The sequence below is a fragment of the Blautia sp. HCP3S3_B11 genome, from assembly GCF_052064435.1.
In the GTDB taxonomy this organism is placed as follows: Bacteria; Bacillota; Clostridia; order Lachnospirales; family Lachnospiraceae; genus Blautia_A.
The window spans coordinates 103957-116688 of the sequence record NZ_JBQHVP010000006.1; the positions used below are offsets into that span (position 1 = coordinate 103957).

The 12732-nt window shown below is 40.3% G+C and carries 12 protein-coding genes; 10 read left to right on the forward strand and 2 right to left on the reverse strand.

The window, feature by feature from the left end; genetic code table 11:
• The first annotated feature begins 150 nt into the window (after positions 1-150).
• The 6 genes from ACTNC0_RS06185 (at position 151) to ACTNC0_RS06210 (ending at position 6979) form a co-directional block, all read left to right on the forward strand.
• A complete protein-coding gene (locus tag ACTNC0_RS06185; protein ID WP_441086711.1) occupies positions 151-585 on the forward strand; it encodes a hypothetical protein in 435 nt (144 codons plus the stop codon).
• Entirely contained in the window at positions 582-1679 is a 1098-nt protein-coding gene (locus ACTNC0_RS06190) for a hypothetical protein (protein WP_441086712.1), read from the forward strand. Before ACTNC0_RS06185 ends, ACTNC0_RS06190 begins: the two co-directional genes overlap by 4 nt.
• Before the next feature lie 110 nt (positions 1680-1789).
• The gene (gene cdaA, locus ACTNC0_RS06195; protein ID WP_117676179.1) at positions 1790-2680 is read left to right on the forward strand and encodes a diadenylate cyclase CdaA; all 891 of its coding nucleotides are present in this window, start codon (positions 1790-1792) and stop codon (positions 2678-2680) included.
• Positions 2655-3968 carry a CdaR family protein gene (locus ACTNC0_RS06200; RefSeq protein ID WP_441086714.1) on the forward strand — a complete coding sequence of 438 codons (1314 nt, stop codon included), beginning with the start codon at positions 2655-2657 and terminating at the stop codon, positions 3966-3968. Before cdaA ends, ACTNC0_RS06200 begins: the two co-directional genes overlap by 26 nt.
• Positions 3969-4013: 45 nt before the next feature.
• Positions 4014-4277 (forward strand): HPr family phosphocarrier protein, encoded by a 264-nt coding sequence (locus ACTNC0_RS06205; RefSeq protein WP_441086715.1) that lies wholly within the window; start codon positions 4014-4016, stop codon positions 4275-4277.
• An 89-nt stretch (positions 4278-4366) separates the two neighbouring features.
• Positions 4367-6979 carry a L,D-transpeptidase family protein gene (locus ACTNC0_RS06210; RefSeq protein ID WP_441086716.1) on the forward strand — a complete coding sequence of 871 codons (2613 nt, stop codon included), beginning with the start codon at positions 4367-4369 and terminating at the stop codon, positions 6977-6979.
• A gap of 458 nt (positions 6980-7437) precedes the next feature.
• On the opposite strand, the gene ACTNC0_RS06215 is transcribed toward ACTNC0_RS06210, so the two are convergent.
• Together ACTNC0_RS06215 and ACTNC0_RS06220 are read right to left on the reverse strand one after the other, a co-directional pair.
• Positions 7438-7776, reverse strand: coding sequence for an EamA family transporter (locus tag ACTNC0_RS06215; RefSeq protein ID WP_441086717.1), 339 nt, complete (start codon positions 7774-7776; stop codon positions 7438-7440).
• Positions 7769-8119, reverse strand: coding sequence for an EamA-like transporter family protein (locus tag ACTNC0_RS06220; protein ID WP_441086718.1), 351 nt, complete (start codon positions 8117-8119; stop codon positions 7769-7771). The genes ACTNC0_RS06215 and ACTNC0_RS06220 overlap by 8 nt, the downstream gene beginning before the upstream one ends.
• A gap of 281 nt (positions 8120-8400) precedes the next feature.
• On the opposite strand from ACTNC0_RS06220, the gene ACTNC0_RS06225 reads away from it, so the two are divergent.
• From ACTNC0_RS06225 to rffA, 4 genes are read left to right on the forward strand one after another with little or no spacing between them, the layout of a single operon-like run.
• Positions 8401-9336 (forward strand): glycosyltransferase family 2 protein, encoded by a 936-nt coding sequence (locus ACTNC0_RS06225; protein WP_117676173.1) that lies wholly within the window; start codon positions 8401-8403, stop codon positions 9334-9336.
• Positions 9336-10301 (forward strand): hypothetical protein, encoded by a 966-nt coding sequence (locus ACTNC0_RS06230; protein WP_441086719.1) that lies wholly within the window; start codon positions 9336-9338, stop codon positions 10299-10301. The genes ACTNC0_RS06225 and ACTNC0_RS06230 overlap by 1 nt, the downstream gene beginning before the upstream one ends.
• The gene (locus tag ACTNC0_RS06235; protein ID WP_441086720.1) at positions 10298-11593 is read left to right on the forward strand and encodes an ATP-grasp domain-containing protein; all 1296 of its coding nucleotides are present in this window, start codon (positions 10298-10300) and stop codon (positions 11591-11593) included. The genes ACTNC0_RS06230 and ACTNC0_RS06235 overlap by 4 nt, the downstream gene beginning before the upstream one ends.
• The gene (gene rffA, locus ACTNC0_RS06240) at positions 11590-12720 is read left to right on the forward strand and encodes a dTDP-4-amino-4,6-dideoxygalactose transaminase (protein ID WP_441086721.1); all 1131 of its coding nucleotides are present in this window, start codon (positions 11590-11592) and stop codon (positions 12718-12720) included. Before ACTNC0_RS06235 ends, rffA begins: the two co-directional genes overlap by 4 nt.
• Positions 12721-12732: the final 12 nt, after the last annotated feature.

The following is a 12732-nucleotide window of genomic DNA, read 5'->3' on the forward strand; positions in this document are numbered from 1 at the left end:
CATACATAATGAGATATGTTACAATTAATCTGTATGATTATATAATGATACCAATACGGATCAGCGTGCAATGCGGATAGATACAATAACAGTGATCATCAGGTATCAGGATATGTAATAAAAGGGAAAGCGTACAGTAAGGAGTAATTTATGTTAAATGAAGAGAAGATAAGAATCATGAACAAACTTGCTATGTATGAACAGGGTGAGGGAAAAAAGTATCTTCCGGTCAGCAAGTACTATAGAAGTGATTATATCGGACTTGCCATGATTAAGAACTTTTTTCTGGTTACGATTGGATATTGTCTGGTTCTGGCTGGTATTGCAGCATATTTTGGAGAATATCTGATAGATAATATCCATAAGATGAACCTTGTCTCAGTGGGCGTAGAGGCAATTCTGGGTTATGTAGTAGTACTGATATTTTTTTCAGTTCTGACATACATCCAATATACTGTGAAATACCACAAGGCAAAGAAGAGTGTGAAGAATTATTATGAAGAACTCACTCAGTTAAATAAAATATACAGCCGCGAAGAGAAAAAATCCTCAGCCCGAGGAGTTTCAGGAGGATATAAGAAATGACAGCATTACTTGAATTAAAACAGAAAATAAAGAATTTGTACAGTCAGTATGAGATTTATATCCTGCCTGTTTTGCGCTTTGTTCTGGCATTTGTTTATTTTACATGGATCAATATGAACATGGGATATATGACACAGCTTAATAATATATTTATTGTACTGATCCTTGCACTGATCTGTTCGATATTACCTTCCGGAGTGATGATTTTTGCCGGATTTTTATTAATGATCGCGCATAGTTATGCTGTTGGAATAGAAGTGGCCGGATTTATGCTGGTTCTGATTTTGTTTATGACAATTTTGTTCCTGAGATTCAGCGCAGGCAATAATCTGGTACTTGTATTTACCCCTCTTTCTTTTGGCATAGGTATTCCTGCACTCCTTCCTATCGGAAGCGGGCTTCTGTGCAGTGCATTTTCCGCGCTTCCGGCAGGCTGTGGTGTTATCATATATTATTTTATCCGTTTTATACGTGTGCAGCATAAGATTCTGGAGAATGCAGATATTGTCATGGCTGACAAATTAAAACTCCTGGCAGATGGAATTGTACAGAACTGGGGAATGTGGATCACAGTTGTTGCTTTTGTTGCTGTGGTTTTACTGGTGAACCTTATCCGTACCCGCTCTTTTGATTATGCATGGAGAGTTGCTATTGTTGCGGGAGGCGTTGTATATGTTCTGGTGGTTCTTGCCGGCGGATTTTATTTTGAAGTGAGCATTGATGTGATCACACTGATTATTTATACTGTGATTTCTGTAGTAGTCGGACTGGTGCTGGAATTCTTTGTGTTTGGCGGTGACTATACCCGCACAGAGAGACTGGAATATGAAGATGACGAGTACTACTATTATGTGAAGGCTGTTCCGAAGGCGACAGTTACAACTTCTGAGAGAAGCATAAAGAAAATTAACGGTGATTCTGCAAAAAGTGAGAAACAGTCACAGGATAATATCGTGTCTTATGCCAATCCTATTTTTCATGGTGAGGAGAAAGTGGTGCAGACATCAGAAGATGCGGCACCTGTAGAGCGCAAAAAAGATATTGACAGTGTTGACTTTGAAAAGAAACTGGAAGAGTCATTAAAAAATCTGTAACGGTTCAGCAGCTTTACAGTTACAAAAATTTATAAATTTAAGTTACTGAGAATGGAGTGAAGAGCAGCAATTATCACTCCGGCACAGAATGATAAGGAAAGGAGAACTGTATGCAGAATATCTCAGGAAATCTGATAGAAATCTTATCAAGGCTGGCATTTCCGAAGATCGGGATCATTGATATTATACAGATTGCACTGATTGCATTTTTTGTATATCAGTTTATGGTGTGGATCAAATATACCCATGCGTATACACTGTTAAAGGGTATACTGGTTGTTCTCCTCTTTATTTTGATAGCGTATATTTTTAAAATGAATACGATCCTCTGGATTTTTTCAAATCTGGCGAGTACGCTGATCGTTGGCGTGATCGTTATTTTTCAGCCGGAGCTTAGAAAAGTTCTGGAGCAGCTTGGGCAGAAGCGAATCATGGCTTCATTGATACCGTTTGATGCGGGTAAAGAAGTGAAGGAACGATTTACAGATAAAACAATCAGTGAACTGGTAAAGGCGTGTTTTGATATGGGAGAGGTCAAGACCGGGGCGCTGATCGTAATTGAACAGAACGAGCTGTTGACCGATTATATCAGAACTGGTATTAATCTGGATGCGATTCTTACAAGTCAGCTTCTCATTAATATATTTGAACATAATACACCCCTTCACGATGGAGCTGTTATTGTAAGAGAAAACAGAATCGTAGCAGCAACGTGCTATCTTCCATTGTCTGACAATATGGAACTGAGTAAACAGCTGGGAACGAGACACAGAGCCGGTGTTGGAATCAGTGAGCAGACCGATTCTGTTACGATCATTGTATCAGAAGAGACAGGACAGGTATCTGTAGCTCAGGGAGGAAGACTGATTCGGGGAGTGAACAGTGCCAGACTCAGAGAGATTCTTGTGAAAGCACAGAACAAACAGATTGTAGACAACAGCAAACTTCGTCATTTACTGAAAGGAAGAGTGAAGCATGAAGAAGAGAAAAATAACAGATAATATACCTCTGAAAATCATGTCTGTTGCAGTAGCTGTTGTGCTATGGCTGATCGTTGTAAATATAGACAATCCGATAGGTACTAATTATTACACGATCAATGATGTGGAACTGATCAACAAAGAATATGTGGAATCTTCCGATACGATCGGAAAGATGTGTATGCCGGAGCAGAATCAGGATTCGGTTAAGATTGCTATTACGGCGAGTAAGAAAATCAGGGACAAGATCAAGGTGACAGATATCTCAGCAGTGGCAGATTTACAGCAGGCTGTAAGCCTGGATACGGATCCTGTCATGGTGCCTATTACAGTTACCTGTTCAGTTCCGGGAGTATCTTCAAATGATATCAAGGTTACCCCACAGAATCTGAGTGTAAATCTTGATGAGAAGGAGACACAGGAATTTGTGGTCAACGTCAGCAGAGGCGACACAAAACCCGGCAAAGATTACGAAGTGGGAAGCCTGACAGCTAATCCGGAAAAAGTAAGGATTACAGGTCCTAAGACTCTGGTGAATAAAATAGATAAAGTAAATGCTACGATTGAACTGGATGGAAATACACAGGATTTCACACAGGATGTAAATCTTACGATCATTGATAAAAATCAGGAAGCACTTTCTGATTCTGAAATGAATTCACTGAGAATCGAAAATAATGCAAAAGTTGTAGTGACTGCAAGATTATGGAAAATCCGTCAGGGAGTAGGGATTTCAGCAAGCTATGTAGGAACACCTGCAGATGGATATGAGGTAGGTTCTGTTAAAACAGTACCGGATACTATCAGTGTTGCTGGCAGTACAGAAGGACTGGAGAGCCTTGCTGAGAATAATAACGTAATTACAATACCAGCAGACAGCATTGACATTTCAGGAGAATCGCAAGATGTGGAGAAGAAGATCAGTCTTAACAATCTTCTTCCGGATAATGTGAAGCTTACCAGTGACTCCAGTGAGGATGTATGGGTAACGGTAAATATCCTGCCTGTCGGAAGTAAAGAGTTTGATATTCCTACCAAGAATATAGAGGTTAAGAATAAACCGGATGATCTTCAGGTGACATTTGAGACAGCACAGATAGAGCTTCGAATCAAGTCAGATACGAAGAATATGGATGATCTGGATGCGCAGAAAGATATAAAGCTCTCTATAGATCTGGATGGTAAGAAAGAGGGAAATTATGAAGTCCCTGTTAAAGTCGTTCTGCCAGATGGATATGAGACAGTTGAGGATGTGACTACAGAAGTAGTGATCTCCTCAGGAACAGCAGTCGACGACAGTAAAGAGTAGGAAAACACTGCTTGTCTGACAGACAGCAGTAAGAGGAACAATGCAATGGTTAGTAAGAAAGTGACAGTTAAGAATCCCACAGGTCTTCATCTGAGACCTGCGGGGATTTTGTGCAATGAGGCAATGAAATATCAGTCGCAGATAACATTTGCGTATGAAGGAGGCATGGCAAATGCCAAGAGTGTACTGAGTGTACTTGGGGCATGTGTGAAATGCGGAGATGAAATAGAACTTGCCTGTGAGGGAATTGACGAGCAGGAAGCTCTTGAGAATCTTGTGGCAGCTATTGACAGCGGACTTGGTGAGTGATAATTTATCAGTTCAATGTCTTGTTGGGAACAAAATATTTTTGTCCTAACATCATAAAGTAGCATGAATAAAAAAAGGAGGACATTATTGTGAAAAGAAGATTAGTTGCAGTTACATTAAGTCTTGTAATGACGATGGCAACTGTCAGTGAAGCGGGTGCCGCTACATTTACTTCACCTGATGGCAATTCCGTTGTTGCAGTGCAGGCAGAGACAGAAACAGAGACAGAAACAGAAACAGAAACAGACACAGAGACTGTAGATGCGCAGTCTGATCCGGAGGCTTCCTCAGAAGAAGATATTTTTTCAGCCGGAGACGAGACGACAGATGTGCCATCTCAGGATCAGACAGAAGATGTATTCTCAGCAGGAAGCGATGTGATATCGCAGCCGGAGGAGACACCATCAGTAACAACAGATACAACAGACAGTTCAGATGCTGTTGTTGTAAAGGCAGAAGACTGGGTAAATACAGAAAACGGATTTAAACTTCGAAAACCTGCAAAAACCCAGACTACAGTTTCAAGCACAGCATCAGAAGATGCTTCTGCATCTTATACAGACTGCGGACAGTCCGCAGAAGTTGTACAGGGAGAAACAGAGGAGTTATCTCAGGATACTGCAGAAATGGATGCTGATGGAACTGAAACACCAGATAACACAGATGCTGTTAATGTTTCTGATACTGAACCGGCTTCCACAGCAGATACAACGGATGTGACAGCTGATGAGTTTTATAGCGCTGCTGATGGAATTGTAAAGGTCAGCACTGAGTATAAAGGAGAAACTCACACAGGATATTATCTGTTTGATGAGAATGGAATCCTTGTAACCGGACAGGCTGAAGTACATCAGGATGTTACAGATACAGCAGCTCAGGGTGAAGATAAAGATGTGCCAAACATTATTAAGGAAGAAATCTCCCAGTCTTATTTTACAACAGCAGAGGAAGCTGTCGTTTACGCAGGCTGTGAGGGAGAATCTGTGACTCCGTACACATCTACAGTAGGTCAGCAGGAGAAGAACATTTGGAAATGGACAGGAACACAGTTCCAGTATTATGATGAGAATGGCAAGCTGGTGACAGTAAGCTATCTTGAGGAGAAAGAAAAGGCCGCAGGTACATATACCGGATATTTTGAAATTAATGGAAAATATTATTGCCTTGATGCAAATGGTAAGCCAAAGACAGGTGAGATTACCATTACAGCTAATGGTGAAACAAATTTATATTACTTTGATCCGGCAAGTACAATTCCGGGAGAGATGTTCCATAATGGATGGCTTCGTTCAGACACCACGAATGGAGAGCGTTGGCTGTATTTCAAAAAGGGCGGAAATCTTGCAGATATTGGTAAGTATTATAAAAGAGGTATAGTTGCCACAGTTATTCCTGAAAAGGGAACAGGTACATATTTGCTGGATGCAAATGGATATGTCCTTAAATCAACTATGAAGAAAGCATCAAATGGTTCCTATTATTGTACAGATAAGAATGGTGCGATCTATAAAGATAAACTTGTAAAATACGGGAACTACAGATACTATTTTGAGTCAACCGGAAAGAGAGCTACATGGACCAAGAGATGGGCAAAAGTAGGAAATCATTACTATTATTTCGGAAGTACACCGGGACGTGTAGTTGAGAAACACGGATGGCAGAAACTGGTTACTGCCAGCGGCAAATATGTTGGATGGCTGTATTTTGATGCGAATGGAAATCATTACACAGACAAATGGACTTCCACAGGATATTATTTCAGATCATCAGGAAAACTTGCCAGTGGTTTAACAGAAGTTAATGGAAAGAAATATCTGTTTGAAGTATCTTCTTCCACAGAGCATAAAGGTAAATTATATAAGAGCACAATGGTGCGCTATAAAAAGAAATGGTATATTGCATCTTCTACAGGAAGTCTGTATAGAAGTGGATGGAAAAAATATAGTGGAAATTATTACTATTTGAAAGACTATGTTGTTCAGACGAACCAGTTTATGAAAAAGAACGGAGTAAATGGTTATCTGGACGCAAATGGTAAATACACAACAGGCTGGGTAGTTGTAAGTAATACAAAAAACCTTGTCAGATACATAGATCCAACCGGAAACGGATTTGCAACAAATAAGAGCATGAGAGTGAATGGTATCCTGTATTACTTTGATAAGAATGGATATCGTATTACAGATCTTACCAGCAGATATAGAGGTCCGTATACAGTACAGGTAGACAGAGTAAATGGAGTTATGACAGTTTTTGCTGACTCGGCAAGAACAATTCCGGTGAAAACAATTCGTGTATCTGTAGGATTAGCGGGTACCCCAACTCCTACGGGTTCCTATACTTTGAGCAGAAGTGCCAGATGGCAGCCGTTAATGGGACCATCATGGGGACAGTATGGAACACATGTAGATGGAGCTGGACAGGGTGGAATCTTTGTTCATTCCGTAGCGTGTGGACAGGCAAACTCTTATAATCTTCCGGCAGGCGAATATAATAAACTTGGTTCACCGGCATCTCATGGATGTATCAGAGCGTGTGTTGCTGATGCAAAGTGGGTATATGATAATTGTAATGGATCAAGGATTTATATTTTTGATGGAGCCTATAAAGCAGATGATGCACTAAAGGGACCGCTTGGAAAGAAGGCACTGACACCATTAAGAGGAGCAGCTAACTTCGACCCTACAGATCCGGCAGTATAATAAAAGAATATAAATAGCCAGTAACTATTCGGCAGCCTGCTTCCTGCGAGATACTGAACAGTTACGATAGTTATTAAATAAGCCCCTTGCTTCAATTGCAAAAAGCAATAAGCAAGGGGCTATTTATCTGGCAATATTTGTTAAACAATTGTAACTATTCAGCAGTCTACTATCCCGCGAGGTGTTTTGGCATGAACATGCCAAAATCCCGAGACATACAATTCAAAATCCCATCGCCGAAGGCGGTTTTTAACCGAATCAAGTAAGTCCCCTGCTTCAATTGCGAAGAGCAATAAGCAGTGGGTGGGACTTGCTTGTATCAGGAGGGGTACAAGCCCCTTCTGATAAACTGCGGAGCAGTTATTCGGTTATGAGCAAGTAGCGAAAGCGGATTGCGAATATCCGATTGACTGGATTTTGACCCGTAACTGTGAAGGTACTGAACAGTTACAAACAATTTAAAGCGTATAGATTAGAATTCCGGCAATGATGATCAGATTTCCGATGATCTTTCCTTTTGTAATCTTTTCCTTCAGAATGAAATGAGAGAGAAGAAGAACAAACACATATGCCGCTGTATCGATAACAGGACCATAGCGCATATCTACTTTTGTATAGCACCAGGTATTCAGCAGAAGGATCAGCATAAATATGGCATAGGAGAGAATTACCCGGAAATTGAGATATTCCCGGATTCGGTTTTCATATTTGATATTTGCGCTTTGTTTTAGAAGTAGCTGAGAGACTGCGGAGAAAAAAGTTCCTCCCAGCATAATTAAAATAAATGTTCTATTCATATCTTTGCACCGTCCATACTCCGAATAAAACTACCAGGATACCAATAATATTCTGGATAGAAAGATTTTCGTGAAAGATCACAACTGCCCAGATCTGTGACCATAAAAGATATACGCTCTTATTTGCATAGGCGGTGGACAAGGAAAATTTCTTGATTACCTGTTGCCAGGTGATCGCATAGATTCCACAGTTGGCAACCATCAGAAATAAAAAAAGATAAAGCAGAGGACTGTTCAGACCATGCCTGTTATATTGAATAGAAGCAAATTTGGAAAAAACACTTGTCAGTGAAAACAACAGAATATTTAAATGTAGCTGTATGTAATCTTTTACCTTTGACATGATACCTCCATGATAAAATTATAAAATTTGAAGAAAAGAATTTCTCTGATTCGATTAATATCAGTGTTCTTATATACAAAATATATTTGTAAATACATATGACCATACTATAAATAAGCAATAAAACCAATAAACCACCGGTTAATTTGCATATGTAGTCTATTTTACATAAAAACATCGGGAAGTCAAGGTTTGTACCGGATGAAACTTGAAAAGGCATGGTGAAAATGATATGATAAAAATGATTGCAAAAAGATGAAAAAAAGAAAGAGGAAATGCATATGAGCTTATATTCAGTGGTTGTTCCTGTATATAATTCTGAACATACACTGGGAGAACTATATACTCGTTTGGAGAAAGTATTTCGGGAAACTCTGAAAGAAGATTTTGAACTGATTCTTGTGGATGACGGATCTAAGGACAGATCCTATGAGATAATGAAAGAATTAAGGGAGAAAGACCACAGAGTCCGTATTATACAGATGGCACGAAACTTCGGACAGCATCCGGCACTTTTATGCGGATTTGCACATGTAAGGGGAGAATTTGTAGTAACTATGGATGATGACCTTCAACATCAGCCGGAGGAACTGCCAAAGATGGTAAGAACCATGCAGGAGAGACCGGATGTGGACGTTATCATCGCAAGCTATGAGGGCAGAAAACATGGTCCGATCCGCAAGCTTGGAACAAAGTTCTCGGTATGGGCAACATCTAAAATGCTTGGGAAAGATCCCGATCTTCAGATCACCAGCTATCGACTGATCCGCAGATTTCTTGTAGATGCGATGATCAAGACAAATACATACCTTCCGCAGATTGGAAATCTTCTGATCTTAAGCTCGAACCGTATTATCAATGTTCCGGTTCAGCATGCAGACAGAGCTTATGGCAAGAGCGGCTATTCTTTTAAGAGACTGGTAAAGGATCTGATTTATGATATCACTGCACATACCGCATTTCCACTTTTGTTGGTTAGAAATATCGGAATTGTCAGCTTTCTGGCAAGTGTAATAATGGCGATTTATTATCTGGTAAGGTATTTTACCATGGGAGTGTCTGTACAGGGATGGACTTCATTAATGCTGGTTATGTTGGCATTTTTTGGCCTAATCCTGTTATCAATCGGAATTATGGGAATTTACTTGATGAATATTCTTAACGAAGCAAAGAAAATGCCGCATTATGTAATACGTCAGGAGGATACAGACGAATAATGGCGAAGGAAATTGGTGGATATTTTCAACTGGAAGAAATGCCGGGTAAGGAATACTATTCTGATTTATATAGGGTGAACCTCGGAAGAACGGCTTTGTTATGGCTGTTACAGAGCCGCAGATGCAAGAAAGTTATTCTTCCTTATTTTCTGTGTGAATCTGTAGTGCATACCTGCCAGGAGAATCAGATACAGACAGAATTTTATCATCTGAATGAGAAAATGGAGGTTATCTATCCCAAGAAGCAGCTTACGAACGGGGAGTATCTGTATCTGGTAAACTATTATGGACAGCTGACAGATTCTAAGATTCTGGAATATAAAAGAATTTATGAAAATATTATTGTGGATCACACCCATGCATTTTTCCAGAAACCGTTAGATGGAATTGATACGCTTTATTCATGCAGGAAATTCTGGGGTGTCAGTGACGGGGCTTATCTGTCAACAGAAGCACAGCTGACGGAGAACAACATACCGGATTATTCTGCAGAGCGTATGAAACATATTCTGGGACGCTATGAGCAGGATGCGGGAACATATTATAAAGATATGCTTGCGAATGCAGCGAAGTATGACGGAATGGAAATCAGGCAGATGTCCAGACTTACACAAAACCTGCTAAAAGCGGTGGATTATGACAGTGCGAAAGAAAGAAGAGAGCAGAATTATCAGATTCTGAGAGAATTGCTTCCATCAGAGAATATATTCAATGAAATCATACCGGAAGGACCTTTTGCCTATCCATATTTTCATACGAATGGTCCTGAACTTCGCAGGCGCCTTGCAGCAAAGAAGATATTTGTACCTACTTACTGGAAAAATATTATTGAGAACTGTGGGAAAAACAGTCTGGAATATACCTGGGCGGCCAATATTCTGCCATTGCCATGCGACCAGCGCTATGATGCAGAGGATATGAAATATATGGCGGCTGTTGTCAGAGAATGTGAGGAATTGGAATGAAACATAAAGTACTGATTCTGGGTACGCTCGGAGAGTTTACAGAACTGGTTCAGAAAGCGAAAAAAAGAGGTTATGAGGTTGTTGTATGTGATGGCTATCCGGATGGTATTGCGAGGAAATATGCAGATAAGGATTATACGATCCCTGTGACGGACATTGACTCTATTGCTCAGATGTGCAGAGAAGAAAAGATAGATGGGATCATTACATCATTTTCAGATTTGCTTTTAGAATGTATGGTAAAGATCGCGGCAAAGACCGGGCTGCCTTGTTATCTGAAATCTGAACAGCTTCCATGGTACAGAGATAAATCTGCGTGCAGAGAAGTGCTGGATAAGCTTGGGCTGCCGACACCGGGATTTCGCAAAGTGCCGGTAGATTTACTGAAACAAGGCTCTGAGGAGGAGATACAGAAATCTGTTTCAGGTCTGCAATATCCACTTATCAGTAAACCACTGGATAAATATGGCTCAAGGGGAATATTTATCATTCACGACCAGGGTGAAATTGTTACCAAAGCATTGCAGACAGCAGAATATACAAACTGTCAGGAGATTCTGATCGAAGAATACAATGATGGATTTGAATTTAATATGATGACATGGGTCATGGATGGAGAAGTAAATGTAATCAGCATTGCAGACCGTGAGAAAACGGAAGTGGAAGAGGGAATGCTTCCAATCAGCACCCGGAATGTCTATCCATCCAGGTTTTTGTCAGAGGTTGAAAAGAATGCCACAGATGTTCTGCAAAAATATATCCGGCATACAGGACAGATGGAGGGAGCATTGTCTATGCAGTTTTTCTGGAAACCGGATAAAGGAATTCAGGTCTGCGAGATTGCGGGGCGTTTCTTTGGTTATGAGCATGAACTGACAGATATGGTATATGGATTTTCGATAGAAGAACTTCTGCTGAATTATCTTTATGAGAAAGATAAGATACAGACAATGTTTGCACGGCATGATATTTGCGCTCCTTCGAAATATGGGGCTGTGCTGTATTTTCAGGGAAGACAGCTTCAGATTGCCGATCAGAAAGCAGCACATCAGCTGGCACAGGAGAGATGCGTTGTAAAACCATGGATCTTTTATAAAGAGGGAGAAAACGTGATAGAATACGGACCAAATCCGTATCTTGCGTTATATTATATAGAAGCAGATACCCGGGGACAGCTGGAGAAAGAAACCAGGAAATTTTTCAGTGAAATGAGTATCCGGGATCCAAAAGGGCAAGAAGTAGCCTACAGAAATAAGATACCTGAATATGAGAAGGAAAAAGAAAACAGATGATTGATTTTAACAGACCTGCTTTTACCGGCAGGGAATTTGACTACATTCGTGATGCAGTGCAGAGAGGAATGCTCTGCGGAGACGGAGAATATACGAAAAGATGCTCTCAGTGGATGATGGAGCATTTTAATATAAAGCATGTCATGTTAACAACATCATGTACACATGCACTGGAAATGGCAGCACATCTTTGTGATATCAAACCGGGAGATGAGGTGATCATGCCGTCTTATACATTTGTGTCAACGGCGGATGCATTTGTATTAAAGGGAGCGAAGATCGTATTTGTTGATATCAGACCGGATACAATGAATATTGATGAGAAACTGATCGAGGCAGCAGTCACGGAGAAAACCAAGGTGATCGTGCCGGTTCATTACGCCGGAGTTGCCTGTGAGATGGATACGATCATGGCAATTGCAAAGAAATATAATCTTAAAGTTGTTGAAGATGCGGCCCAGGGAGTGGACGCCTTTTATAAAGGCAAAGCGCTTGGTACGATTGGAGATTTCGGCTGTTACAGTTTCCATGAGACAAAGAATTATACCATGGGAGAGGGCGGAGCAATCCTCTTTAATAATGATGAATATCAGGAAAAAGCAGAAATTTTGAGGGAAAAAGGCACTGACAGAAGTAAATTTTTCCGGGGACAGGTAGATAAATACCGGTGGATGGACTATGGTTCTTCTTACCTTCCAAGTGAACTGAATGCAGCATATCTGTACGCACAGCTGGAGGAGCGTGAAAAGATTTTCAATAAAAGAATGGAAATCTACAATTATTATAATAAAAACCTGGCGCATCTTGCAGCTGAGGGCAAGATTGAACAGCCATATGTGCCGGAACAATGTAGCCATAATGCACATATGTATTATATTAAAGTTCGCGATATCCAGGTAAGAACACGTCTGATCAAGTATCTGAAGGAAAAAGGAGTCTGCAGCGTATTCCATTATGTACCGCTTCATTCTGCTCCTGCCGGACAGAAATTTGGCAGATTTTCCGGGGAAGATATTTATACTACAAAAGAGAGTGAACGTCTGCTGAGACTGCCGATGTTTTATAATCTGGATATGGAAGATGTGAAATATATCACAGATACGATTGCTTCATTCGATGAGTTTTGATTTTATTCAACA